At 65.5% G+C, this 23475-nt stretch carries 26 protein-coding genes; 12 read left to right on the top strand and 14 right to left on the bottom strand.

The window, feature by feature from the left end; genetic code table 11:
- Positions 1 to 191 precede the first annotated feature (191 nt).
- On the bottom strand, positions 192 to 908 hold the full coding sequence (locus tag QYC26_RS13055) for a class I SAM-dependent methyltransferase (protein WP_317512656.1): 717 nt from the start codon (positions 906 to 908) through the stop codon (positions 192 to 194).
- The gene (locus tag QYC26_RS13060; protein WP_317512657.1) at positions 905 to 1363 is read right to left on the bottom strand and encodes an Rrf2 family transcriptional regulator; all 459 of its coding nucleotides are present in this window, start codon (positions 1361 to 1363) and stop codon (positions 905 to 907) included. The genes QYC26_RS13055 and QYC26_RS13060 overlap by 4 nt, the downstream gene beginning before the upstream one ends.
- A 113-nt stretch (positions 1364 to 1476) precedes the next feature.
- On the opposite strand from QYC26_RS13060, the gene QYC26_RS13065 reads away from it, so the two are divergent.
- Positions 1477 to 1872 carry a hypothetical protein gene (locus tag QYC26_RS13065; RefSeq protein ID WP_317512658.1) on the top strand — a complete coding sequence of 132 codons (396 nt, stop codon included), beginning with the start codon at positions 1477 to 1479 and terminating at the stop codon, positions 1870 to 1872.
- A 43-nt stretch (positions 1873 to 1915) separates the two neighbouring features.
- Here QYC26_RS13065 and QYC26_RS13070 read toward each other — a convergent pair whose 3' ends face one another.
- The gene (locus tag QYC26_RS13070; protein ID WP_317512659.1) at positions 1916 to 2512 is read right to left on the bottom strand and encodes a DUF4126 domain-containing protein; all 597 of its coding nucleotides are present in this window, start codon (positions 2510 to 2512) and stop codon (positions 1916 to 1918) included.
- Between the two features lie 156 nt (positions 2513 to 2668).
- Here QYC26_RS13070 and QYC26_RS13075 point away from each other — a divergent pair, with 156 nt between their 5' ends.
- From QYC26_RS13075 to QYC26_RS13110, 8 genes are all read left to right on the top strand, one after another.
- Positions 2669 to 3655, top strand: a complete 987-nt coding sequence (locus QYC26_RS13075) for a sugar phosphate isomerase/epimerase family protein (protein WP_317512660.1) — start codon at positions 2669 to 2671, stop codon at positions 3653 to 3655.
- Positions 3656 to 3668: 13 nt separating this feature from the next.
- Positions 3669 to 4775: a Gfo/Idh/MocA family oxidoreductase gene (locus QYC26_RS13080; RefSeq protein ID WP_317512661.1), complete on the top strand. Its 1107-nt coding sequence runs from the start codon at positions 3669 to 3671 to the stop codon at positions 4773 to 4775.
- 258 nt (positions 4776 to 5033) lie between these two features.
- A complete protein-coding gene (locus QYC26_RS13085) occupies positions 5034 to 6068 on the top strand; it encodes a hypothetical protein (RefSeq protein ID WP_317512662.1) in 1035 nt (344 codons plus the stop codon).
- A gap of 248 nt (positions 6069 to 6316) precedes the next feature.
- Positions 6317 to 7309 carry a hypothetical protein gene (locus tag QYC26_RS13090; RefSeq protein ID WP_317512663.1) on the top strand — a complete coding sequence of 331 codons (993 nt, stop codon included), beginning with the start codon at positions 6317 to 6319 and terminating at the stop codon, positions 7307 to 7309.
- A gap of 90 nt (positions 7310 to 7399) precedes the next feature.
- The gene (locus tag QYC26_RS13095; RefSeq protein ID WP_317512664.1) at positions 7400 to 7840 is read left to right on the top strand and encodes a hypothetical protein; all 441 of its coding nucleotides are present in this window, start codon (positions 7400 to 7402) and stop codon (positions 7838 to 7840) included.
- Complete coding sequence (locus QYC26_RS13100) at positions 7821 to 8543, top strand: C39 family peptidase (protein WP_317512665.1); 723 nt, start codon at positions 7821 to 7823, stop codon at positions 8541 to 8543. The genes QYC26_RS13095 and QYC26_RS13100 overlap by 20 nt, the downstream gene beginning before the upstream one ends.
- A gap of 69 nt (positions 8544 to 8612) precedes the next feature.
- Positions 8613 to 9236 (top strand): hypothetical protein, encoded by a 624-nt coding sequence (locus tag QYC26_RS13105; RefSeq protein WP_317512666.1) that lies wholly within the window; start codon positions 8613 to 8615, stop codon positions 9234 to 9236.
- 74 nt (positions 9237 to 9310) lie between these two features.
- Positions 9311 to 10648, top strand: coding sequence for a transporter (locus QYC26_RS13110; protein ID WP_317512667.1), 1338 nt, complete (start codon positions 9311 to 9313; stop codon positions 10646 to 10648).
- Positions 10649 to 10663: 15 nt separating this feature from the next.
- On the opposite strand, the gene QYC26_RS13115 is transcribed toward QYC26_RS13110, so the two are convergent.
- Both QYC26_RS13115 and QYC26_RS13120 read right to left on the bottom strand, forming a co-directional pair.
- A complete protein-coding gene (locus QYC26_RS13115; protein ID WP_317512668.1) occupies positions 10664 to 11251 on the bottom strand; it encodes an OmpA family protein in 588 nt (195 codons plus the stop codon).
- On the bottom strand, positions 11251 to 11820 hold the full coding sequence (locus QYC26_RS13120) for a hypothetical protein (protein ID WP_317512669.1): 570 nt from the start codon (positions 11818 to 11820) through the stop codon (positions 11251 to 11253). Before QYC26_RS13120 ends, QYC26_RS13115 begins: the two co-directional genes overlap by 1 nt.
- Before the next feature lie 132 nt (positions 11821 to 11952).
- Here QYC26_RS13120 and QYC26_RS13125 point away from each other — a divergent pair, with 132 nt between their 5' ends.
- On the top strand, positions 11953 to 12225 hold the full coding sequence (locus QYC26_RS13125; protein WP_317512670.1) for a metal/formaldehyde-sensitive transcriptional repressor: 273 nt from the start codon (positions 11953 to 11955) through the stop codon (positions 12223 to 12225).
- An 11-nt stretch (positions 12226 to 12236) separates the two neighbouring features.
- Positions 12237 to 13214 (top strand): CDF family Co(II)/Ni(II) efflux transporter DmeF, encoded by a 978-nt coding sequence (gene dmeF / locus QYC26_RS13130; protein ID WP_317512671.1) that lies wholly within the window; start codon positions 12237 to 12239, stop codon positions 13212 to 13214.
- Positions 13215 to 13378: 164 nt separating this feature from the next.
- On the opposite strand, the gene QYC26_RS13135 is transcribed toward dmeF, so the two are convergent.
- Genes QYC26_RS13135 through QYC26_RS13155 form a run of 5 tightly spaced genes read right to left on the bottom strand, consistent with a single transcriptional unit; the run spans position 13379 to position 18318 of the window.
- A complete protein-coding gene (locus QYC26_RS13135) occupies positions 13379 to 14431 on the bottom strand; it encodes an SGNH/GDSL hydrolase family protein (protein WP_317512672.1) in 1053 nt (350 codons plus the stop codon).
- Positions 14428 to 15765, bottom strand: coding sequence for an alginate O-acetyltransferase AlgX-related protein (locus QYC26_RS13140; protein ID WP_317512673.1), 1338 nt, complete (start codon positions 15763 to 15765; stop codon positions 14428 to 14430). Before QYC26_RS13140 ends, QYC26_RS13135 begins: the two co-directional genes overlap by 4 nt.
- Before the next feature lie 54 nt (positions 15766 to 15819).
- Complete coding sequence (locus QYC26_RS13145) at positions 15820 to 17658, bottom strand: carbamoyltransferase (protein WP_317512674.1); 1839 nt, start codon at positions 17656 to 17658, stop codon at positions 15820 to 15822.
- A gap of 14 nt (positions 17659 to 17672) precedes the next feature.
- Positions 17673 to 17822, bottom strand: coding sequence for a DUF5989 family protein (locus QYC26_RS13150; protein ID WP_317512675.1), 150 nt, complete (start codon positions 17820 to 17822; stop codon positions 17673 to 17675).
- 52 nt (positions 17823 to 17874) lie between these two features.
- On the bottom strand, positions 17875 to 18318 hold the full coding sequence (locus QYC26_RS13155; protein ID WP_317512676.1) for an SxtJ family membrane protein: 444 nt from the start codon (positions 18316 to 18318) through the stop codon (positions 17875 to 17877).
- 469 nt (positions 18319 to 18787) lie between these two features.
- Between QYC26_RS13155 and QYC26_RS13160 the strand changes: the two genes are divergently transcribed.
- A complete protein-coding gene (locus QYC26_RS13160) occupies positions 18788 to 19318 on the top strand; it encodes a hypothetical protein (protein WP_317512677.1) in 531 nt (176 codons plus the stop codon).
- On the opposite strand, the gene QYC26_RS13165 is transcribed toward QYC26_RS13160, so the two are convergent.
- From QYC26_RS13165 to QYC26_RS13180, 4 genes are all read right to left on the bottom strand, one after another.
- The gene (locus tag QYC26_RS13165) at positions 19299 to 19952 is read right to left on the bottom strand and encodes a response regulator transcription factor (protein ID WP_317512678.1); all 654 of its coding nucleotides are present in this window, start codon (positions 19950 to 19952) and stop codon (positions 19299 to 19301) included. The genes QYC26_RS13160 and QYC26_RS13165 overlap by 20 nt on opposite strands.
- On the bottom strand, positions 19949 to 21724 hold the full coding sequence (locus QYC26_RS13170; protein ID WP_317512679.1) for a sensor histidine kinase: 1776 nt from the start codon (positions 21722 to 21724) through the stop codon (positions 19949 to 19951). The genes QYC26_RS13165 and QYC26_RS13170 overlap by 4 nt, the downstream gene beginning before the upstream one ends.
- A 124-nt stretch (positions 21725 to 21848) precedes the next feature.
- Positions 21849 to 22328 carry an Lrp/AsnC family transcriptional regulator gene (locus tag QYC26_RS13175; protein ID WP_317512680.1) on the bottom strand — a complete coding sequence of 160 codons (480 nt, stop codon included), beginning with the start codon at positions 22326 to 22328 and terminating at the stop codon, positions 21849 to 21851.
- Positions 22329 to 22712: 384 nt separating this feature from the next.
- On the bottom strand, positions 22713 to 23300 hold the full coding sequence (locus tag QYC26_RS13180; protein WP_317512681.1) for a hypothetical protein: 588 nt from the start codon (positions 23298 to 23300) through the stop codon (positions 22713 to 22715).
- Between the last annotated feature and the right edge of the window lie 175 nt (positions 23301 to 23475).

The following is a 23475-nucleotide window of genomic DNA, read 5'->3' on the forward strand; positions in this document are numbered from 1 at the left end:
ACCAATATATAAATTAAGACGGAAAGAAGGCCGACCGCCACATATATCCAGTTGGGTTTTATCGGCATAATATACCTCCATCCGTGGCAGTCGGCGCGTCGTACCATATCTCTGATGTGCTTCACCAGAACAGGTGGTTGCTGCACCAGCAGCACTTGGCCGGGCGTGCATTCGTTATGGGGCGTTTGGGCTCAGGCGCCGGGTGCGCGGGCGACCCAGCCGCGCCATGCCAGACCGGCATAGAATAGCTCGACCTCGTCAAAGCCGGCGGCGGCCAGAACGGCTTCATCCTGTTCGGGGGTCGTGCAGTTGAGCCCGGCGGCGACGGCGCTGCGCGAGGCGGCGACACTTTCGGGGGGCATGCCCGAGGACAGGGCATAGGCCGCGTAGCGATCGAGCCAGCGTTCCTTGGCGCCGGGCGCCTGCGGAAAGCTGAGATGCGCGGTGATGAGCGGCGCGCCGGGGCGCAGCCGTTCGCGGAGCGCGCGGAGTGTACGCTCGCGTTCACCGGCCACGAGGAAGTGGAGCGTGAGCAGGCAGATCGCCCCATCGTACGGACCGGCGGGCGCGGCATCGATCAGCCCCTCGACCAGTTCGACGCGGTTCATATCGGCACCGATCGTGCGTTCGGCGAGGCGCAGCATTTCGGCGGCGGGGTCAACGCCCACGAAGCGCCACCCCGGATAGGCGCGGGCGAGCGCACTGATTTCGCTGCCGCCGCCAGCGCCGAGCACAAGGATGCGCGCATCCGCGGGCGCATGTTCGGCGAGCAACAGCCCGGTCATCCGGTGCATCGCCTCCAGCCCGGGGACGAAATTGCGCGGCCCATCCGCGTAGCGGGCGACCGAAGCGGGATCGGAAAAGCTTTTCTGGAGGGCGGCTTCGTGCACGGTCATTGCAAGAGTCATGTCTTGTCCTTGGGAGAGTGGGCGGCGTGGTGATCGGCCAGCCGATCGTGAAAGCTGGCGCTGAGGCTGGCGAGCGTGACATCGCTGAAGGCGGCTAGGAGCAGGCTTTCAGCAGAGTCGAGGCTGCGTTCGAGCGCGGCGTTGACCGCCTGTTCGACAAGGCAGTCGGTTGCGTCGCGCCGGGGGCCGATGGCGAAGAGATTGGGCGCGCCGATGGCGTCGTACACGTCGCGCAGGCTGATTTCGGCGAGCGGACGATTGAGGCTCCACCCGCCATGATGGCCCTTTTCCGAACGGACATAGCCCTGTTCGCGCAGACCCGCCAGCGCGCGGCGGATCACGACCGGGTTGGTCTCGATCATGCGCGCCAGCGCCTCGGAGGTGACGGGGGCGTCATGCTCGGCAATGTGCAGCAGCACATGGAGGACGACCGACAATCGGCTATCTCGAATCATGAAACATTAAATGTTACATGATGGCGCCTGCGTCAACCGGCGCGCGCCAGAATGCGGCGGCGCTGCGGTGGGATCATCGGGGGTAAGGAGATAAGAAACGGGCCGCCAAAGGGATGGCGGCCCAGTTCAGGCCAGTTCAGGCCAATTCTGGCTGTGCAACCGGCTTATCTTTCGTGATCGTCTTCGCGGAGTTGACGATCCGAACGGCTTTGCTGGCCACCCATCTGGCCGGGTTGGCGGCTCTGCTGCTGCTGCTGCTGCTGCTGGCCGGGTTGTCGCTGGCCCTGCTGCTGTTGCTGCTGCCCGGGCTGGTTCTTCTGCCCCGGCTGCTGCTGTTGCTGTTGCTGCTGCTGTTTCTTCTGCTGCAGCTCGCGTTCCTTATCGCTGAGTTCGCGATCCTTCATCTGAACATCCTCCTTGCGGCCTGTTTTGCTGGCACGCGGAAGGGGAACGGGCCGGGGACCAAGGCCGTTCCCGATTATGCGACGAGGTGTTCGCCGCGCGCGTAATGAGTCGTTTACGCAGTGGTGGGAATGCCGGCGAAAACGCTTTTCAGGCGCGGGGTTGCGGGGGCGCGGAGAGGCTTTTCCACAGGCGGCGGAGCCAGAGCAGCACGGCGATGGTGAGCGCCACGAGAAGAAGCGCGATCAGCACCGCCGCCACCGGATTGGCGAGCGCAAGGAAGACGAGCCCGCCGGTGGCGATATCCTCCCCCGTCGAGACGGCGACATTGCTGAAGGGTTCGGGGCTGGCATTGACCGCCGCGCGCGTGCCCGCCTTGGCCCCGTGTGCGAGCAGCGCCGCGCCGCCGCCGAGCAGCAGGCTGGCGACCTGCCACGCCGGATCGGCGGGATCGACGATCGCCATGGCGAGGAGCGCGCCGCCCACGGGGCGGATGAGCGTGTGCACGCCATCCCACAGCGAATCCACCCAGGCGATCTTGTCGGCAAAGAATTCGGCGACGAGGCCGAGCCCCGCAATGCCGAGGATCCACGGATTGGCGAGCACGGAAAGACCGGCGAGATGCTGAGGCAGATCGATCCAGCCGGTGCGCATCGCAAGCCCGGTGGCGAACAGGCAGAGATAGAGCCGCCATCCGGCCAGCAGGCTGACGCTTGTCGCCACGCCGATAAGTTCGACAACGCCCATGCCAGCCCCTTTTGCCAGACCTTTTCGTCGATCCGACAGCCTAATCCCCAAAAGCGCGATCTGCCAAGCATGGGTGATATTGACCATACACAATGTATGGTCTAACGATAGGGACGGTCAGCCGGCAAGGATGGCGGGCGGCCCGGGAGAGGATGCATGATCATTGGGCGACGGGAATTGCTGGGCACGGCATCGCTGATCGGCGGCGGACTGGCGCTGGGCGCGGGATCGCCGGGCTGGGCGATCGATGCAGTCAGTTCGGGCGACCTGCGCGATGCGGTGGCGGGGCGGCGTGTATTCTATGCCGGAACCGCGCTGCACGTGCCGTTTCTCGAGCGGGTGGGCCATGCGCGCGCCGCCGGGATGGACGGCGTTTCGATCTTTACCGCCGAATGGCAGGCGCTGATCGACGGGGGAATGACCCCCGCCGAGGTCCGCCGTCGGCTGGACGATGCGGGGGTGCTGCTGACCGATTACGAAGGGATCATGAACTGGATCCCCGACCGCGCGCCCGCCGCCGACCCCAAAATGGCGGCGCAGATGGCGCGGCTGACCCCCGAGGCGATCCTGCCGATGGCCGCCGCCGCCGGTGCGCGCACCGTGCTGGTGGGGGATATGAACCCCGAGCCCGCCGATCTCGACCGCGCGGCCGAGGGCTTTTCGCGGCTGTGCGATCTGGCGGCCGAATATGGCCTGCGCGCCGAGCTGGAATTCATGCCCTTTGGCGGGATTCCCGATCTGGCCGCCGGGTGGGAAGTCGTGCGCCGCGCGGGGCAGCCCAATGGCGGGCTGCTGATCGACAGCTGGCATTTCTTCCGATCGAAGAGCAGCCTTGAGTTGCTGGCCGAGATCCCCGGCGAGAAGATCATCGCGGTACAGCTGAACGACGGCCCGGCAACCGCCGAGCCCGATCTGCTCACTGAAACCATGCACCGCCGCCGCCTTCCGGGTGCTGGGGATTTCGCGCTCGACGCGCTGCTGGCGGTGCTCGACCGCATCGATTTCCGCGGGCCCGTGGGGATCGAAACCTATTCCGACGATTTCGCCGCGCTTGGCGGCGCCGAGATCGCGCAGCGGAGCGCAGAGGCGCTCGACCGCGCGATCCGTTCACACCAGACCGGCGCGGGCAAACCGCGCGCATGACAGGAGTATCCGTTTGACCGAGAATGCAAAACGCCCCGGCGCCGTTGTCGTTGGCACCGGCTTTGGCCTGTTCACCCATGTCCGCGCGCTGCGCGATGCCGGTTTCGAGGTGCGCGCGCTGGTGGGCCGCAACGCCGAAAAGACCGCCGAGCGCGCCGCACGGCTTGAGATCCCGGCGGCGGTGACGACGCTGGCCGAGGCGCTGCAGGACCCCGAGATCGTGCTCGTGACCGTGGCGACCCCGCCGCACGCGCATTATCCGTTCGTGATGGAAGCGATCGCTGCGGGCCGCCATGTGATGTGCGAAAAACCCTTTGCGCGCGACCTGACCGAAGCGCGCGAGATGCGCGATGCCGCCGAAAAGGCGGGGGTTATCCACATGCTGGGCGCCGAATTCCGTTTCGACACCGCCGAAGCGCTGATGCGCCGCATCGTCAAGGCGGACGATATCGGCGAACCGCGCCATTTCCTGCGCATCTATCATATGCCAGGCCTGCAGGACCCGACCGCCGAGCTGACGCCCTGGTGGGAAGACGCCTCGCAGGGCGGCGGTTTCCTGGGCGCGTTCGGTGCGCACATGATCGATCAGGTGCAGCATATGATGGGGCCGATCACGCGTGTGTGCGGGATTTTGCAGACGCTGGCGCGCGGCCGCCCCAATATGACGGCGGACGATTGCTATAGCGTGCTGTTCGAAACCGAAAGCGGCGCCAAGGGCACGATCATGGCCGCGCTGGCGGCGACCGGTGACCTTGTGATCGCCAACAAGCTGACCGGCACCAAGGGCGGCGTTTCGATCCGTGGACGCGACGTCTATGTGATGGACGAGAATGGCGAGCGCCAGGTGGCGGCCCCCGCCGACCTCCTTCACCCCGAGCCGACGCCGTTCCCGCTGGCTGACATGATCACCACCGAGAATGATCGCTGGCACACTTCGGGCGACGATGTCGGCCCCTATACGCGCCTGTTCACCGAGATGAAGCTGCGCATCGCGGGCGAGACGCCCGATTGGCCCGAACTGGCTGCCACCTTCCACGACGCGGCGTCGGGGCAGGCGGTGCTGGACGCCATCCGGCTTTCGGCGGCCGAGGGGCGCTGGGTGGACGTCGAACAAAAGTGATCCGGACGGCGACGGGGGCCAACCCCGCGCCAGCGGCAGAAGGGTTCCTTGGCGGGCGGAAGCGGGCGCTTCCGTCCGCATTTTTACATCCCCCTTTGCGCTGGGCGACTAGCCATTTTGCCCCGGTTTCCACGGGAAAATTCGGTTAGCCTGAGGCATGGGCGCATGGCGATAAGACGGCCGTAAAAACAGGCCGTCGCGGAGAGGATGCCCCCCGACCGAACAGCAATGGCCGGGGCGCGCAGGGAAGGATTTGTCGTGGAGCAGCCCGCGGCCCTGATGGCCAACGAACCGGCGGTGGGATCGCTGCTTCGGCTTGTGACCGGCCATCTGGCGAGCCCGATGGGGACGCTGACGCTGCATGAAAGCGCGCGTGGCGAGGCCGACCTTCTGGCGGCGTTCAACATGCCCGCGCTTATGGCGTCGCAACTGGCCGCGCAGGTGCATGACGATCTGGGCCGCGATGCGCAGATGCATGACGGCGTCCGCGCGAGCAGCCCCGAAAAGGACGCTGCCAGCCCCGAGCATATGGCGCGCGTGACCTTTGTCTGCCGGGTTGAGCCGACGATTTCGCTCGCGCTGTCCGCATGCCGCGAAGCGAATGGCTGGGACGCGCAGGAGCCGCGCGCGATCGAAAGCTGGGTGGACCTGCACCTGCGGCTATTGTGGCAGATGCAGCGCGAGCAGCTGCGATCGCGCGTCTTTTCCCAATCGCTGGACCTGTTCGATTTCGGCATGGTGCTGCTCGACCGGCACGGCGCGGTGCATTTCGCCAATAGCCGCGCGACCGCGCTGCTCGATCATGGCGACGGGCTGCGCCGCGCGGGCAATTCGATCACGGTGCCCGATTTCGACGCAGCGGTGCGGATGCAGGCGGCGATCCAGCATCTGGGCCAGTGCATCGAGACGGGCGCGCAGCCCGATTTCGGCCGCGCCTGCGTGATCCTGATCCGCCGCCCCGATGGCCGCGCGCTGATCGCGACGCTGACGCATATCGCGGCTACGCAACAGGGGCAGGATGACGGCGCGATCCTGCTGTTCCTGCTCGACCCCGATATCGATGCGCAGCCGATGGTGGCGGCGCTGTGCCGCGCTTACGGCCTCACCGCGACCGAGGCGAGCCTGGTCCAGCATCTGGTGCACGGATCGACGATCGAGAAGGCGGCCAAGCTGATGCGGATCCAGCCGCTTACCGCGCGCGCCTATCTGAAACAGATCTTCATCAAGACGGGCACGCACCGGCAGGTGGATCTGGTGCGTACCATTTTGAAAAGCGTGGTGCGGATGGGGTGATCCCATAAGATTGGCCCGCGCGGTTCGGCGCGGAGGGCGTCGCCGTTAATTTTCCTAGCCAGATGAAGGGTAGAGATCACCCCGGTTCAGGGGGAGCGCCAATGCGCAAATGGGTCTGAGCCGCCGAAAACGAATGCGCTATCCCATATATTCTCCGCATCTCGGGCACGGCGGGGAACAGACAAATGCCGGTCTAGGGGGCGGTCGCAATACCGCATCTCGATCAAGTTCTAGGAGAGGACCAGACCATGAGAACGATCCTGCTTTTGACAGCATCCTGCGGCGCGATCGCGCTGTCGGGCGGCGCAGCTTTGGCGCAAGATGCCACCGGCTCGAGCGATGGCAACACGGCCACGGCATCGCAGCTGTCTGTTGCCACGGCGACGACGACAACCTCGACAACCAATGCCAGCGCAGCCAGCAATGGCTCGGCAAACAACAACAGCACCGCTGATAATTCGGACAATTCCGACAATTCGGACAATTCGGACAATTCGAACAACAGCACCAACACCTATGATCTTAGCGATGCCAGCGGTGATGGTGCGGCCAATAATGGCGGCACATCGAACTATGCCTATAACTATACCAGCATGAGCACACCGGCCTCGCTCAACGCGACGGTTTCGGGCGGCGAAGTCAATTTCAACGCCTGGGCTGACGGCGGCAATGGCGGCCGTTCGGACAATAACGCCTCCAATGGCTCGTCCAATGGCGGTAGCGGTTCCGGCGGCAGCGGTTCCGGCGGCGGCGGCGGCGGCAGCGGCGGTTCGGGCGGCGACGCTTCGGGCGGCAATGGCTCGGGCGGCGGTGCAGGCGGCGGCGCAGGCGGCGGCGGTGCGGTCACGGGCGGCAATGGTTCGGGCACGCTGGGTTCGGGCACCGGTGGTGACGGCGCAGGCGGCGACGGTTCGGGCGGTGACGGCACGGGTGGCAGTGGCACGGGTGCCAGCGGCACCGGCGGCAATGGCGGCGACGGCACCGGCACGGGCGGCAGCGGCAGCGCTGGCGACGGCACGGGTGGCGCAGGCGGCAGCGGCAGCGCGAGCGCAGGCGGTTCCGGCGGTTCGGGCGGCAATGGCGGCGCACCGGCATTTGCATGGGGCGCGACGTTCGACAATGGCGCCTTCTCGAACTTTGCCGGGTTGAACGCGATGAACGTGAACACGGGCTTCTTTGCTTCGCAAAACGCCAGTGTGAACGTCAGCGCCCATATCGGTACGCTTACGCTCACCCGCTAGGGTGCGACAACGGAAAGGGCCGGCTGTTTCCAGTGCGGGGCAGCCGGCCCGTTCCTGCCGATCTGACCCGAGCGGATGGGGAGTAGCGAGATGACCCAAGCAAAATGGCTGGCGGCGGGCGCCGCGTTGATACTGTTGCCCGCAGCACCCGGCCTGGCACAAGCGACCGTCGCCGACCCGGTGGCATCGGCTGCGATCCAGCCCATGGCCCCGGCGGACATGCCCCAAACCCAGCTGGAAAATCATGACGCGGAAGGCCTGTTCGGGGCGGGTGTCGCCGTGCTCGACGCCGGGATACTTGGCAAGGTGGCGGGGCGCGAGGATGTCTGGATCAACGATCAGGTGATCAACGTCCAGAATACGAGCACCGTTTCCGGCAACACGATCACCGGCGATTTCCAGACCGGGACGATCGGGATCGACGGCAGCGCTTTCGACAATTTCAACGGCCTGGCGCTGTTCAACCTCAACACGGGCAACAATGTCGCCATCAACTCGTCGATGAGCGTGAATGTCTCGTTCCAGAAATAGCCGGTGGCGCGCGGCGCTGGCGGCGGGCCTGTGCCTGCTGGCGGCGGCGTGCGGCAACCGCGCGATCACGTCGGCGGGCAGCCATTTGACGCTGGGCGCGGGCGAATACCGCGTGCCGGTGCGCAACATGGTGGAGCGGCGCTACCTGACCGTGGTGCGCCAGCAATATGATTTCAGCTGCGGATCGGCCGCGCTCGCGACGCTGCTGCGGTATCATTATGGCGACATGCAGACCGAGCAATCGGTGTTCATGGGGATGTGGCAGCAGGGCGACCGCGAGCAGATCCGGCGGCTGGGCTTTTCGCTACTCGACATGAAACGCTATCTCAACGCGCGCAACATCCGCGCCGACGGGTTTCTGGTGAACCTGGCGCAGATCGAGAAGACGCGCGTGCCGGGAATCGCGCTGGTCGACCTCAAGGGCTACAAGCATTTCGTCGTGGTGAAGGGCGTCGAGAATGGCCGCGTCCTGCTGGGCGATCCTTCGCGCGGGATCCGGACGATCGACGCGCGCGAATTTTCCAAGAGCTGGAACGGGATATTGTTCGCGCTGGGCACCGATGTCGAGCGCGCCAAAGAGAGTTTCGGAACCGACAGGGAATGGGGGCTGGTGGCCCGTGCGCGGTTTGACGGGATCATCGAACCCGCCGGGCTTCAGGCGCTCGCGATCACGCGCGCGCCGCCCTATCCGGTCGAGATGTAGGAGAGGGCGATGCCATACGCAGCGCAGAGACGGTGGCGATGGCGGTGGCGTGCAGGCGCATGGGCGCTGATGGCTATCGCAAGCGCAGGCGCAAGCGGCACCGCCGCGCACGCCGAAGAGGCCGGAGCGGAGGATAGGGGCCCCTTTGCGGGCGCGGCGCGGCTGGATGAGGCCGAACTGGACCGGATGCGTGGTGGCTTTCTGCTTCCCAACGGGCTCGACATCGCGCTGGGGCTGGAGATCGCGACGCTGGTGAACGGCGAGGTGGCGCTGCGCACCGTGCTGACGCTTGATCAGGGATCGGCGATCAATGTCTATACTGGCGGCAGCGCCCCGGCGAGCGGCGATGGACCGCAGGTCAATCTGGGCAGCGCCGAAGGGCCGGGATCGGGATTGGGCGCGGGCGTGCCCGTTACCCCCAATGGCGCGAGCATAAACACCCCGATGGGGCAGATTTCGCTCGAGCAAGGGGATCGCGGCTCAGTGGTGGTATTGGCGGGAAATGCGCTTGAGCTCAGACACATGATCGGTAGCATCACCGGCGCGGTCGTTGCCAATACCGGCAATGACCGGGTGATCGACACGGTGGTGACGGTGAACCTCGATATGCGCAACAGCGATATTCCGACGACGACATCGCTGGTGCAGCTGGAAACGATGCTGGTGAATGCCGTGGGGCCGGGCGTGCGCTGACGCACGACCGAACCCAAAGGGGCGGGAACGGTCGGGCCGCCACGAGACAGACCCTGACCGGGGGAGCCGATGCGATGAAACGCGCCTTGCCCAAGGCAACGCTGTTCCTGACCGTGGCGATGATGCCCGGCACGCTGCTGGCCGCCGGGCCGGCGCCGGGCCCGGCAAGCCTGCCGCCTGGCAATCCGCCGGCAGACGCCGACATCACCGAGCTGCAGCGCCAGATTGCCGCCGAACGCGCGACGATCGCGGCGCAGCGCGTGCAGCTGGATGCACAGATGGAGCGGCTGGATGCGCTTGAGGATGCCTTGTTGGGCAAGATGCGCGCGATGGGCCTGCCGCCCGCGATGATGGCGCAGACACCCGTCCAGTTTGTCCAGCAGCAGCAACCGCCTGCGCAGGATAATGTGACGAGCGTGGGGCAGAAGCCCGAGGCGGTGCGCCCGGCCGATGTGGCGGTGCTCGCCGATCAGGGCGGGATCATTTCGAGCGCGGGGCGGCTGACGCTGGAACCCGGCTTTGAATATGCGCGGATTGATCGCAACCGTTTCGTCTTTCGCGGGATCGAGATCCCCCAATCGGTGCTGGTCGGGGTGTTCGACATCAACGAGACGCGGCAGGATATCCTCACCGCCTCCGCCACGGTGCGCTATGGGCTGAGCAGCCGGTTCGAACTGAGCGCGCGTGTGCCCTGGGTGTACCGCAAGGATACCGCGGTGCTTGTGCCGCTGGTCCAGAACCCGCCGCAATCGGGCGCAGGCACCGTCAATGTCTCGGCCGATGGCACGGGGCTGGGCGATATCGAATTGCAGGGGCGTTATCAGGTGACCAACGGCACCGGGGGCTGGCCCTATCTGGTGGCGGGGGTTCAGGTGATCGTACCGACGGGCAGCAGCCCCTTCGGCCTGCCGCGCGACCCGCTGGGCAATGCGCGCAAGGCCGCGACGGGCGCGGGGTTCTGGGGCGTGCAGCCGAGCGTGACGCTGCTTTTGCCCTCGGACCCCGCGACGCTGTTCGGCGTGCTCGGCTATACCTTCAACTTCGGGCGCAGCGTGGATACGCGGATCAGCGACGCGCAGATCGACCATGTAAAGCCCGGTGGCGCGCCCAATGCGGCGTTCGGGCTGGGGCTGGGCCTTAATGAAAGGCTGTCGCTCAGCCTTGGCTATGCGCACACCTGGCAGATGGCGACCAAGAGCACGGTACGCCCGATCCTGATCCGCAACGGCATCACCGAGATTGGCGACCCGATCACCACCAAGACGCGCGACCTGCAGATCGGGCGGCTGCTCTTCGGTCTCAGCTACCGCGCGACCGACCGCACCACGATCAACTGGAGCGTCGAAGTGGGCGCCACCGACGACGCCGCCGATCTGCGCACGTCGCTGCGGGTGCCGATCTCGCTGAATTGAGCGGCCATAACCCTCTCAACCTTTTGGAATAACGACTTCCACCCGGCGGTTTTTGGCGCGGCCATCGGGATCGTCTTTCCCATCGGGGGTCATGTTGGGGGCAATGGGGGCATTTTCCCCCTGACCTTCGGTTTCGAACGACCGCTGGCGCACGCCCACCTGTTCCTTGAACCACTGCGCCACGCGCTCGGCACGGGCGACTGAGAGTTTCTGGTTATAGACCGCGTCGCCCTTGCTGTCGGTGTGACCGATGACCCTGATTGTGCCTTCGGGTGCGCCGCGGATCAGCTCTGCGACTTTCAGGAGCTGTTCGGTTGCGGACGAGGTGAGTTCGGCCTTGTCAAACTGAAACAGCGCATCGGCAGGTAGATCAACGATTGTTCCCATATCGGTCACGCGAATGGCGAGGCCGCTGACCTTGCTTGTTAGGGTGCTGACTTTTCCCGTGAGGACCGGACCGTTATTGTCCCGCTGGGCGGGCGCAACCGGGGCGGCGGGTGCTGTCGAGATGTCATTGCCATGTTCGGGCGCGGGCGGCGCGCTCTGTTCGTTCGAGCACGCCGCGACAATGACAAGCCCGACGATCAGGCTGGCGGAGCGCATCAACGCGTGACGGGCACGCCGTCGAACGGCGCAACTTCGGGCAGGTTGATCGAGACGGTTTTTGTTCCGGCGGACGGCGCCGCGAACTTCGCCCAGAAGATACCGGGCTTTACGGTGCAGCTTGTCATGATGTTGTTGCCCACAACCCTGCCTGCCAGCCAGTTGCCATCATTGTCCTTGAGGACGGAAATGCGTTGCGACGTGGCATCGTCGATCACGCTGATCTCCTTGATCGCGAAGGTTTGCGATTTAATGTGTTCGGGGCTGGAGCAGCGCAGCGTGACTGTGAGGATATCCCCGGTGACCGCAACCTTCAGAAGATCGAGTTGCGAACCGTCGGAGCCGGGCTGGCTCTGGATGACGGTTTGTTCGGGCATGGCCGGAACCGGCGCCGTGTCCATGGGCTCGCTCGCCTCGCGCTGGACCGTGGCGGGGGCAGGCGCGGGGGAAACCGCATTGTCGGCCACATTATTGGTAGCCGCGTCTTCGGGGGTGGCGGCTGTGTCACAGCCGGCAAGTTGCGTTGCACCGAGCAAGACGGCCAGACAGGCCAAGGATCGCATCTTCACGTAATTCTCCGCTTAAGCACGCACATGATACGGTTATGCAACGGATAAGGTTCCGCCGTTGATAGCTTTTTGGGTGATGGACGCGAGGCGTGTCATTGCCTTCCGCCGCAGTGCCATATAGGGGGAGGGGGTATGTCTCATCTTTCCACCGACGATGCGCTGGTCAAGCGCGTGCGGCGTATTGCCGGGCAGGTTGCCGCGCTGGAGCGCGCGCTGGCGGAGCATCAGGATTGCGCGACGACGCTGCATCTGGCGGCGGCGGTGCGCGGGGCGGTGAACGGGTTGCTCGACCAGATCATCGAATCGCACCTGCGCGAGCATGTGGCGAAGCCGGGGCTGAGCGATGCCGAACGCGCCGAGGGCACCGAGGAACTGATCGCGGCGATCCGCCGCTATGCGAAATAGGAATTCGGGCGATGGCCTCCCTATCCGAACACCACCGATTTGCGCCCGAGCACGACCATGTGTTTCTGGGCGCCAGGCATGATGAAAATGCGCGGCGCACCTTGTGGGTGGTGGCGCTCACTGCCGCGATGATGGTGGTGGAGATCGTCGCCGGCTATGCCACCGGATCGATGGCGCTTTTGGCCGACGGATTTCACATGGCGACCCATGCGGGCGCACTGGGCGTTGCGGCGGCGGCCTATGCCTATGCCAAGCGGCACATGACCAACCGCGCGTTCAGCTTCGGCACCGGCAAGGTGGGCGATCTTGCGGGATTTGCATCGGCGCTGGTGCTGGGCCTTGTTGCGCTGGGGATCGGCGTGGAATCGATCCTGCGCCTGCTCCAACCCGCGACGGTGGCCTTTGGCGAGGCGGCACTGATCGCGACGATCGGCCTTGTGGTGAACATCGTGAGCGCGCTGCTGCTGAGCGGAGGGCATCATGGCCATGTTCACGCACACGGGCACGGGCACGGGCACGGGCACGGGCACTGGCATGATCATCACCATCATCACGGGCACCATCATGGCCATGGCCGGGACAATAATCTGCGATCGGCCTATGCGCATGTGCTGGCCGATGCGCTGACCTCGGTGCTGGCGATCGCGGCGCTGCTGGCGGGGCGCTATCTTGGCTGGACGGTCATGGACCCATTGATGGGGATCGTGGGCGCGGTGGTGATCGCGCGCTGGTCGTGGACGCTGATGCGCGATACCGCCGCGGTGCTGCTCGACACCACCGATGCGCATGTGGCGAACGAAGTGCGCGACCTGATCGAACAGCCGGGCGACGCGCGGCTGGCCGACCTGCATGTCTGGCGGATCGGTCCCGAGGCGCATGCCGCGATTATAAGCGTGATCGGCGAGACGATCGACATGGCGACCATTCGCGAGCGGCTGGGCCCGGTGCACGAGATACTCCATCTGACGGTGGAAATTCAGCGCCCCTGACGTAATTTTTTCAGCCAAGGCGGAAGCGGGCCGGCGGGGGGACCGCCGGCCCGTCATACGTGAGGGCCCCTGGGGGATGGGGGTTGGCCATCACGTACGGAACCCCAGTCGCATTATCGGGCGCTGCGAACGGGGCCTTCGCGGCCAGGGCGGCAAAGGCCGCCCTAGTGGATCCGCAGGTTCGGCGCGGGCGTGGTGCCTGGCGCGGACTGGAGGACCGCCTGACGCAACTGGGCAGCGAAACGCAGATTGGCGGTGCGATTGGGGTGCGCATCGGTGGGCGATACCCAGAGCGTTTCGGGCTTGAGCGCCTCTACCCCCGGCCGCAGATCGACGAACGGAACATTGTTAGCAGCGGCCATCTGGGCCACGGCATCGGTGACCGGCTGGAAGGGATAGGGCTTTAGCGCGTGAAGCTCGGGATAATTGGCGATGAGCAGCCGGACATTATTTTCGCGGCACCAGCGCGCGAGCCGGCCCACCGCCTGCTGCGCGGCGCGCCAGCCGGGCGCGTCGACGCGGTAAAGATCGCCATAATAGCGTTTCCAGTCGGCCTTGCCGAAATATTGCCGGTCGACCTTGTCGATCGCCGAATAGAACATCACCGCAGCATAGCTGTGCTGGCGCCAGCCGGCTTCCTTGCGCCGGGGGGTGGGCTCTGCATCGTTGATGAAATAGTTGAGCACGACGATGTCGGGTTTGAGCTGGGGGCCGTGATCGAAGAACCAGGCGACCTCCATCGCGGTGTTGTAATTGCCGACCCCGGTGTTCATCACTTCCCAGGCCGGGCGAGCAAGGCCGGTGTTGAGCGCGGATTCCAGAAGCTTGGAGGGGGTATCCGCATCGCGCACGCCCCAGCCAAAGGTGACCGAATCCCCCAGCATGACGACGCGGGTGACGCCGGCGGGGGGGGCGGGGGCGAATTCGCGATCGCGCAGCCCTTGCGAATTGATGCGGACGGGGACGCCCATATAGGTGCCGCTGGTGCCCGGCTGGTGTTCGTGGCCGATGGCGGGATTGGCGCTGACGCGTTTCAGGTCGCGCGCATATTTCCACATCTCCAGATCGAAATCCATGCCGCGATCGAGCACCCAGCGCGCCGTCGCCTCGACCGCGAAGCCGCCGAGCAGCAGGCCGAACACGACCGTGGACAGCGCCGCACGCCAACCCGCGCGGGCGGGTTTCTTGTCGGCGGGATCGGTGTGCGCTGCGGTCATGCGGTGGCTCCTACGGCAAGCGGCGGGGCAGGCGCCCCGAGCGGTGCGGGGGATGGCGGGGTGCGCGGCATGGCCCGCGGCAGATCGGTAAAGGGGCGCTGATATTCGGGCGCGAGATCGCAGCGCGGCGTGACCGTCATCGGCGGCGGGAAAGGATGCGCGACCGGGGCCATCTGCGGGCCGCGCGGCCAATCGCGGCTGAGCCAGCGATCGAGCGCGCGCGCGACGAGATAATGGCCATAGGGCGTGAGATGCTTGTCGATCCGGCCATAGGTGCGGTTGGGATCCTCGCGCCGGAGAATGGGGGTCATGTCGAGCAGGAAGACGCCCGGATTGTCGGTGACAAAGCGCTGCAACATCGCGCGCTGCGCTTCGGGGGCCATCCCGTCGTCGCGCCCCGCCATTTCCGCCCAGGAGGGGAGGACGAGGACGAGGAGATCGGCGCCATTGGCCTGCACATCTTCTTCCAGCCGGACCATCAGCCGGCGGGTGACGTCGAGCGCGCCCGCCATGTCGCGCCGCGCATCCCAGTTGGAGACGAAGGGACGGACAGTGGCGTTGTAGATCCACGGATAGAGCTTGCTGTTCTGCCACAGGAACAGGTGCACGCGCGCGACGAACTTCTTTTCGGTGCGCGGGGTGCCGACGGCGGGCGCGATATCGATGCGGACGCCCGGACCCGAGGGCTGGGCGCGTTCGACATTGTCGTCGATATCGGTGCTGAGCGAATATTGCGCGATGACGAGCCGGTGCGGCGCGGCCTTGCCCTTTTCGTCATAGAGCCGGATCTCGTTCGCCTGACCATAGCCGCCGGTGCCAAAGGTGCGGAAGGAGAAATCCTGCCGCCAGCGTTCGAGCAGCCCTGAAAAGGTTTCGGGTTCGTTGACCAGCGTGCCGCGCGTCAGGCTGTCGCCCAGCACGAAGACGGGCTCGCCGCCATTGTCCATATTGTCGCGGAACCCCTCCGCGTTGATATGGACATAGGCCCAGGGATCGAGCGCGCTATAGCGTTCGAAATAGCTGTTGCCGGGATATTCGGTGTAGCCAAAGGCGGCGTGCGGCTGGTGGCGTTTCTGGACCGCGCCGCAAAAGCGATATTCGCCGTCGCCCGTTTGCAATTGCAGCGCGGGGGCAAGCCGCATCGCGCCTTCGAGCGCGAGCAGCGCGAACAGCGCCGAGGCCGAGACGAGCGCGACATTGGCGAGCCAGCGCCGCCGGCGGGGCGGGGTGCCCTGCGCCGCCCCGGGCAAGGACGCCGCCGGCGGCGGCTGGGGGGACAAGCCGTCCAGATCCGGGCCGCTGCCGCCGATTGCGATGCTGTCGTCGCTGTTCATCGCCTCCCGCTCCTGCTCCCGCTCGCGTTTGCGTTGCTCCCCGATAGGGGGGTGTCAGTCCGCCTCGAACCGGGCGGTGTAGTCCTGCGCCAGCCGTTCATCCTGATCCTCCTTGCGGAGCAGGCAGTTGCCGACGACCAGCTGTTCGATCCCGGTGCCCATGAAACAGTGAAAGGCATCCTCGGGCGTGCAGACCACGGGTTCGCCGCGGACGTTGAAGCTGGTGTTGACGAGGATCGGGCAACCGGTGCGTTGCTTGAACGCCGAAATGAGCCGCCAGTAGCGATCATTGGTTTCGCGGTGGACCGTCTGCACCCGCGCCGAATAATCGACATGGGTGATGGCCGGGACATCGGACCGGCAAATATTGAGCTTGTCGATCCCGAACAGCGCCTGTTCATCGGCCGTCATCTCGCGCCGACGGCCCTGCGCGACATCGGCGACGAGCAGCATATATTGGCTGTCGGAATCGAGATCGAACCAGTCGGCGACATCCTCGCGCAGGATCGACGGCGCGAAGGGACGGAAGCTTTCGCGGTATTTGACCTTGAGGTTGAGCAGTTTTTGCATGGTGGGCGAGCGCGGATCGCCGAGGATCGAGCGGTTGCCGAGCGCGCGCGGGCCGAATTCCATCCGCCCCTGCATCCAGCCCACGGCCTTTTCCTCGGCCAGCGCATCGGCGGTGCGGGCGATGACATCGTCATTTTCCAGTACCTCGAACCGCGCGCCGGCGCCTTGCAGCCGCTGGACGATTTCGGGGGTTTCGAAGGCGGGGCCGAGATAAGCGCCGCGCATCATATCCCCCCCCGCCGGATCGACCACGCGGCCCTGATCCAGATATTGGTGCCAGACCGAGAGCGCCGCCCCCAGCGCGCCGCCGGCATCGCCCGCTGCGGGCTGGATCCAGATATCGTCGAAAATGCCCGCGCGCAGCAGCTTGCCATTGGCGACGCAGTTGAGCGCGACGCCGCCCGCGAGGCACAAATGGCGTTCGCCGGTTTCGGTGCGCGCGGCGCGCGCGAGGCGGAGCACCGCCTCTTCGGTGACGAGCTGGATCGAGGCGGCGAGATCCATTTCGCGCTGGGTGAGATCATCCTCGGGCCGGCGCGGCGGACCGCCGAACAACGCGTTGAAACGCGGCGAGGTCATGGTGAGCCCGGTGGCGTAATCGAAATAATCCTGGTTGAGCCAGAAGCTGCCATCGGGCTTGAGATCAATGAGATTGTCGAGGATCGTCTGCGCGAAGCGCGGCTGGCCGTACGGCGCGAGCCCCATCAGCTTATATTCGCCCGAATTGACCTTGAACCCGGTATAATAGGTGAAGGCCGAATAGAGCAGCCCGAGCGAATGGGGGAAATGGATTTCCTTGATGAGTTCGAGCTGGTTGTCGCGCCCCAGCCCGAGCGAGGTGGTGCACCATTCGCCCACCCCGTCCATCGTGAGCACCGCCGCGCTGCGATAGGGTGAGGGGAAGAAGGCGCTGGCGGCGTGCGACTGGTGATGCTCGGTAAAGAGCAGCGAGCCGTTCCAGCCGCTGCCGCCGGGAAGCTCGGCCAGCGCCTTGCGCAGCATCGATTTCTGGAAAAGCTTTTCCTTGATCCACAGCGGCATTGCCATGCGGAACGAGGAAAAGCCGCGCGGCGCGGTGGCGAGATAGGTTTCGAGCAGCCGTTCGAATTTGAGGAACGGCTTTTCATAGAAGACGACATGATCGATGCCGTCGAGCCCGCACCCCGCCTCTTCCAGGCAATAGGCGATGGCCCGCGCGGGGAATCCGGGATCGTGCTTGCGGCGCGTGAAGCGTTCTTCTTGTGCCGCTGCCACGATCCGCCCGTTTTCGACCAGCGCCGCGGCGCTGTCGTGATAATAGGCCGAAAGCCCGAGGATGCGCATCGCCCCGATCCCGATCAGAAGATGGTGTAGATGAACGGGGCGACGGCCGAGCCATGCGTGAGCACGAGCAGCCCGCCAAAGACCAGCATCACCAAAAGGATGGGCAGCAACCAGAATTTCTTGCGCGCGCCCATAAAGGCCCAGAGTTCGCGGATCATTTCCATAATGGCTTCCCTTCGAACATGCGTTCCCGAACAGGGATGGATTTCAGTACGGTCAGAACTGGTTGACGGCGCTTTCGGGCGCGGGGCCCGGCGGCAGGCGATCCACCCAGGTGGAGGCATGGCGCCGATCGGCGCGCAGCCGAAGCGCATCGCGCCCCTTGAGGCGCATGCCGATGGCGACCGGGGTGAAGATCAGCAGGAACATCAGCCCCATGATCAGCGGATTGACGATCATGGCGAGGAGCAGCCCGAGCTTCATCCACAGCCGGTTGGGCAGCGCGAGCGTTTTGGGCGCGCTCGCGGCGAGCAGCACAAGGAGCCCACCGATCGCCGCCATGGTGAGCGTGACCGGCCCCTGATGGATGAACCAGAACCAGCGGACCGCCGCGATGGCGATGAGGATCAGCCCGACCGTGAAGCCGAAATTGCGTTCAGAGGGGAGCTTGACCTCTTCATGGCCGTCATAGCCCTCGTGCGTGCCGTGCCCACCGCGCATTGCCGTCTCCCGAAATGACGGGCGACCGGTTCCGTGCCGTGCCGCCGATAGTGCCGGGGCGAGGCGTCGTCGCGATCCTCCCATCCCCGTTGCGCACCATATTGCGCACCCGGGCGGGCTGGCGAGATTACATAAAGGATTAGCACGACTTGGCCGAACGGGACGATGACGGCCCGAAATGGCCGATGCGGCGCGCAGGCCGAAAAAGCCCGAAAATGCGTGCATATGCGTTGGGCAGGGCGCCGCGTAGCCGATGATGGGGCGATGGAAACCACCCGTGCGAGCGGGATGCTTGCATGCAAGTAGATGAAATCATGTGAAAAATTGAGAGGAGCATGACATTTGTTATATTTCCCCCTCCTGCCGGGTTAGGGGAATAGCCCGGAGTGGTCGATGAAATCGCCCGGCGATGGGATATGTTCGGCGGGCCGCAAGCGCGGTTTTCCGGGCCTCAGCAGGACGCACAGCCATGGGACAGCAGCATTGCCCGAGCCGATCCGGCGAGATCGCGCCCCACGGACTGGCGCGGCGCGGCGCGGCCTGCGCGGTGGTGGAGATCGTGGCCGGGGCGGACGGCGTGCTGCCCACCGAGTTGGTGCGCACCGTCTACCGCGCGAGCGCCGAGGGCCTTTATGTGCTCGCGCTCCACGGCATCGATCCCGTTGCGATCGACCATGCGCTCGATGCGCTGGTGGGGACGCTGCCGCTCAATATTCCGGGGGTGATCTATGTCGATGCGGGGGACGAGGCGTCGCTGCGCTGCGCACTGGGGATGACCGAGTGCATATTGGCGACGAGCTTTGCCTTCAAGACCTGGGTGGCGGCGCTGGGTTTCGATTGCCACGCCGATGCCGAACGCGCGCGCGGGCTGAACGGGCTGGCGGCGCCGGGGATCGAGCCGCTGTTCGTCGACGGCGAGGCGGGGGCGCTGCGGCTTGGCGGGCTGGCCGCCTATCCGGCGCAAGAGGAGGCAGCGGCGATCAGGACGGAGTTTCATTGAGCACCAGCGCGGTGAGCGCGGTGCGGTTGCGGACATTGAGCTTGGTATAGATATTGTGGAGGTGGATGCGCACCGTGCCCGCCGACAGGCCGAGCAGGGTGGCGACCTCGGTATTCGGGCGGCCTTCGCACACCAGCGCCACGATTTCGCGTTCGCGCGTGGTGAGCGTTTCTTCGAGCAGGCGATCGCGCTGGGTGCTGCGCGTGCGCCGCGCCATGGCGCGCTCGACAATGTCAGGGGGAAGCTGACGCCGCCCATCGGCCACGGCGTGGAGGCAATCGACAAGCGCCTCGGGCGCGCTTTCCTTGAGCAATATGCCCCAGACGCCGAGGTTAAGCGCTTCGAGCACCTGATTGTCGCTGATCAGCGCGGTGAGCAGCACGACGCGCGTGCGATCGGCTTCTTCGCCGATGCGGCGGAGCAGATCGAGCCCGCTGAGCTGGGGCATGGCGAGATCGAGCACCGCGATCTCGGGCCGGAAGGCGCGGATGAGCGCGAGCGCGGTATCGCCGTCGGCGGCGGTGGCGACGACATCGAAGCGGGTGTCGCTGGCTACGATGTCGCGCAAGCCCTTTAGCAGCAGCGGATGATCGTCGGCGAGGAGCACGCGGACGGGATGGGTGGCGCGGTTCATAGCGGCAATCTTACCTGCATCGTCAGCCCTGCGTTGGTTTCGAGAAGACGGAACTGGCCACCGAGATCGGCGACGCGCGCGCGGATCGACTGGGGCCGGGTTTCGCCGATCGGCTCGACATCGGCCAGGCCGTGGCCATCGTCGATGATCCGCATGTCGAGCCCCGGATCGGCGCGGCGGACGAGCACATGGACCGACCCCGCGCCGCCGTGGCGCGCGGCGTTGGCGGTGGCTTCGGACACGATCTGGCGCATTTCGGTGGCCAGCCGCGCGGGAACGAGGATGTCGGCCGGGAACACATCGATATGGACCGCGCAGTGCCATTGGCGGCTGAGCGGATCGGCGAGCACATCGAGCTGATCGCGCAGCGGCAGGAGCGGCTGGGCCGCGGCGCGGGGGCGGGCGCCCTCGACAAACTGGCGGATGCGGCGTTGCTGGGTCTGGAGCAGCCCGCCGACCAGGCTGAGCGTATCGCGCAGCGCCTCGGGCTGGTGCTGGCGTTCGGCGAGGCGGATCTGGAGGCTGGCGGCGGTGAGATCCTGCAGCACGCTATCGTGCAGATCGCGCGCGAGCCGGCCGCGCGCGCGCCAGCTGGCGGTGGCCGACAATTCGCGCATCACCGCGAATTGTTCGAGCTCGAAGGCGATCCGATCGGCGACGATCTCGACCAGCGAGAGCATTTCCTCGGTCGGATAGCCGGGATCGATCACGAAGACGCAACCGCGATAGCGCTGGCTGGCAAAGCCCGCGCGGCAAAAGGCGGGCCGGTGCGGGGGGATGACCATGCGGTTGAGCCCGAGCTGCTGGACGATGGGTTCGGGCAGGCCGATCGTGCGCGCAATGGGGCCATAATGATGCCCGGCGCGCCCGGCCTCGCCCGCCAGCGCCTGTTCGCACTGCGCGCGGGTGATGTCGAAGAAGAGGCGGTGGACGCCGTCCCACCAGGCGAGCCGCGCGCCGGGTTCGTCATTTTCGAGCCAGAGCACGAGCAGCGGGCACCCGCCGAGCACCGCTGAGGCATGGCGCAGCGATCCTTCGAGCGAGGGTTCCTCGCGCTCACCAGGGGCGGCCATGCCCGCTTCCACCGGCCAGGCCGCCAGCTGGGTGAGGCGGCGCTGGCTGCGATCGCGGTAGGAGGCGAAATAGCCGAGCATCGCGGCGGCGACAAAGGCATAGGCCGAACGCATGATGAAGCCGTTGAGATCGGACTTGGTGGGATCGTCATAGGGCCAGCCGACGAAGAGCAGCAGCAGATTGAGGATGAGCGCGGTGATGAGCGCGCCGCGCACGCCCCAGCGCATCGCCGAGGTGATGAGCGCGAAGCTGACAAAGGCGAGAAACGGGCTGGCGAGTTCGCCGGTGAGGAAGGAGAGCAGCCCGAACACCGCGATGTCGATGGCATGGGTGACGGTATGCCGCGCCGCGCCCGGCGGCGCGCGTGAGCGCATCAGCGTGAGGATCAGCGAGTAGAGGACGTAGCTGCCGAGCACGAGATAGGTTTCGGACACGTTGCGCTGCGGCTGGATGGGGTCGAGCAGCACCGCAAGCAGCGCGAAGCCCGACGAGATGAGCCGGCCGAGCCGGATGAGCAGTTCGGGCTGGGCGAGGAAACGATCCGCAAAGCCGTTCCAGCCGGAATGGCGCGCGCGGGCGAAAGGGGGGGATGCGGCGCGTACCGCGGGGGAACGCGCGGCGGCGGGCCTGGCCGTCGCGGCAGGGTTCGCGCCCGGAGGCGCGGTTGCGCTGAGTGCTGGACCGAACCCCTTGCTCAATATGGACCCCCGTCCACCGGCAATGTTTCCGTGCGCCCCGCCGCGCAGGAGGCGGCGGGACGACGCCTGCATGGTAGCAGCAATGATCGGCCGGGCAATATGCCCGTGCGGGCGCGAAGGAGGGTCAGTCCGTCCCGATGGGATAGCCGGTAAAAACCTTCGGCTTTTTCATGAGGACATGGGTGACGATCTTGTCGACCGCGAGGTCGCGGCGCGACAGTTCCTCGGTCAGCGCGGTCCAGGCGGGCATGTCGGGGACGACGACCTTGAGCAGATAATCGAACGCGCCGCTGACCTGGCTCACCTCCACCACCTCGGGCATCTGGACGATTTCCGCCTCGAACCGCGCGAGGACGCGGGCATTGTGATCGCCCAGCGTCACCTCGGCAAAGAGGATGAGCGTGGGGCCGAGCGCATAGGGCGACAGCCGGGCATGATAGCCCTCGATCACGCCGAGCGCCTCAAGCCGGCGCGTGCGCGCGAGACAGGCGCTGGCGGACAGCCCGACCCGGTCGGCCAAACCATGGTTGGTGATTCTGCCTTCTGCCTGAAGAAGCGCGAGAATCTTGCGATCCATGCGGTCGAGCGGGGGAGATGCGGTCATGCCCCCTCATAGCCGCAGAAAATGCAGAAAGCATCCGGATATTCCGTCAGCACTGCGCATGAATATCCCGTAAAGGCTGCGCCATCGCCGCCGAAGATCCTGCGGCAATTATTTCATTTTGATGACGGCAAAGGAATGGTGCGATGTTGCGGAACGAGACGCTGGCGAGTGTGGTGTTTGCGATGGCGGTGGCGGTGATCCTGCCCGCATGCTTGGTGATCGCCCAGTCGCTGGCGGCCTGAGCCTGGCGTTGATGGCGTGATGTTGGGCGCGGATAGATCGCGCGCTATCGGATGGCAGGGATGGGTGGTTTGCGGACTGGCGGCTTTGGCGAAATTTCACCGGGTAGCAGACGATCCATCCTGTTGATCGCACCCTCCGCAGTTAGTTATTGAGCCCATTGCGATTTTCGGCAGCCGCACCGGATATAAGGGCTGTGGCGAGAGCACGATAGAAGCGGCATATTGCTGTGACAGCATGAGATTCAAGCCGAAGCCATTTGTCAGAATGGCCCGTATCGTCCCACAATTTTCGTCCTGTTATCAGGGCAACGTCCCCATTAAGCCTCGGGTCGTACATCACGCCACTACAATAAGTCAGACAAGCCGAAATGCGGCCAATGGCAAGCAGGTGCGCATGCGCCGCGCAATCCACATCGATCATCCGCTCCACTACCAGCAACTTCCGAGCGACATTACGCTGACGTAAAAAATATCGATGGTCGTGATGAGGCCCGCCATGATGCAGCGCAATATCATCTAAAACCACGGCCATAAATCGATTCAGTTCCCGCAGCCGATTGGCATTTGTCCGTGTCTGGACAGCGAAAGCCCATTCATTGTGGGGCTGGACCTTGGACGAGGCATGACGTTCCCAGAAGGCGCAACCTGATAATAGGGTTCTGTAAGCGTTATCCCATGGCTCGATTTTTCGCAGTGCGTCCGGGGCGGCCTCGGTTGAAATATCTATCACGAGCTCATCCCCCCTTACCGTGAATGTAGCAAATATTGTCGGATAGGCCGCTACAGGATGTATGGAGACGTTTATCAGCGTTCGTTATCGGAACTCTCTACCGCTGCGCTTTCAACGATTGCTGGTGCGGGCTTCTTGCCCTCGCGCTGCTCAGCTGCAAGGGCTTCTCTAGCCC

The sequence above is a fragment of the Sphingomonas sp. C3-2 genome (assembly GCF_033025475.1).
Classification (GTDB): domain Bacteria; phylum Pseudomonadota; class Alphaproteobacteria; order Sphingomonadales; family Sphingomonadaceae; genus Sphingobium_A.

Bases quoted from the DNA above. Each gene is read 5' to 3' on its own strand.
- QYC26_RS13145 (WP_317512674.1), bottom strand. From the start codon at position 17,658: ATGCGCATCCTCGGGCTTTCGGCCTATTATCACGACAGCGCCGCGGCG.
- QYC26_RS13165 (WP_317512678.1), bottom strand. From the start codon at position 19,952: ATGAACCGCGCCACCCATCCCGTCCGCGTGCTCCTCGCCGACGATCAT.
- QYC26_RS13175 (WP_317512680.1), bottom strand. From the start codon at position 22,328: ATGACCGCATCTCCCCCGCTCGACCGCATGGATCGCAAGATTCTCGCG.
- QYC26_RS13150 (WP_317512675.1), bottom strand. From the start codon at position 17,822: ATGGAAATGATCCGCGAACTCTGGGCCTTTATGGGCGCGCGCAAGAAA.
- QYC26_RS13110 (WP_317512667.1), top strand. From the start codon at position 9,311: ATGAAACGCGCCTTGCCCAAGGCAACGCTGTTCCTGACCGTGGCGATG.
- QYC26_RS13140 (WP_317512673.1), bottom strand. From the start codon at position 15,765: ATGAACAGCGACGACAGCATCGCAATCGGCGGCAGCGGCCCGGATCTG.
- dmeF (WP_317512671.1), top strand. From the start codon at position 12,237: ATGGCCTCCCTATCCGAACACCACCGATTTGCGCCCGAGCACGACCAT.
- QYC26_RS13065 (WP_317512658.1), top strand. From the start codon at position 1,477: ATGGCGGCCCAGTTCAGGCCAGTTCAGGCCAATTCTGGCTGTGCAACC.
- QYC26_RS13125 (WP_317512670.1), top strand. From the start codon at position 11,953: ATGTCTCATCTTTCCACCGACGATGCGCTGGTCAAGCGCGTGCGGCGT.
- QYC26_RS13075 (WP_317512660.1), top strand. From the start codon at position 2,669: ATGATCATTGGGCGACGGGAATTGCTGGGCACGGCATCGCTGATCGGC.
- QYC26_RS13160 (WP_317512677.1), top strand. From the start codon at position 18,788: ATGGGACAGCAGCATTGCCCGAGCCGATCCGGCGAGATCGCGCCCCAC.
- QYC26_RS13135 (WP_317512672.1), bottom strand. From the start codon at position 14,431: ATGACCGCAGCGCACACCGATCCCGCCGACAAGAAACCCGCCCGCGCG.
- QYC26_RS13070 (WP_317512659.1), bottom strand. From the start codon at position 2,512: ATGGGCGTTGTCGAACTTATCGGCGTGGCGACAAGCGTCAGCCTGCTG.
- QYC26_RS13090 (WP_317512663.1), top strand. From the start codon at position 6,317: ATGAGAACGATCCTGCTTTTGACAGCATCCTGCGGCGCGATCGCGCTG.
- QYC26_RS13105 (WP_317512666.1), top strand. From the start codon at position 8,613: ATGGCTATCGCAAGCGCAGGCGCAAGCGGCACCGCCGCGCACGCCGAA.
- QYC26_RS13100 (WP_317512665.1), top strand. From the start codon at position 7,821: ATGTCTCGTTCCAGAAATAGCCGGTGGCGCGCGGCGCTGGCGGCGGGC.
- QYC26_RS13155 (WP_317512676.1), bottom strand. From the start codon at position 18,318: ATGCGCGGTGGGCACGGCACGCACGAGGGCTATGACGGCCATGAAGAG.
- QYC26_RS13055 (WP_317512656.1), bottom strand. From the start codon at position 908: ATGACTCTTGCAATGACCGTGCACGAAGCCGCCCTCCAGAAAAGCTTT.
- QYC26_RS13095 (WP_317512664.1), top strand. From the start codon at position 7,400: ATGACCCAAGCAAAATGGCTGGCGGCGGGCGCCGCGTTGATACTGTTG.
- QYC26_RS13115 (WP_317512668.1), bottom strand. From the start codon at position 11,251: ATGCGCTCCGCCAGCCTGATCGTCGGGCTTGTCATTGTCGCGGCGTGC.
- QYC26_RS13060 (WP_317512657.1), bottom strand. From the start codon at position 1,363: ATGATTCGAGATAGCCGATTGTCGGTCGTCCTCCATGTGCTGCTGCAC.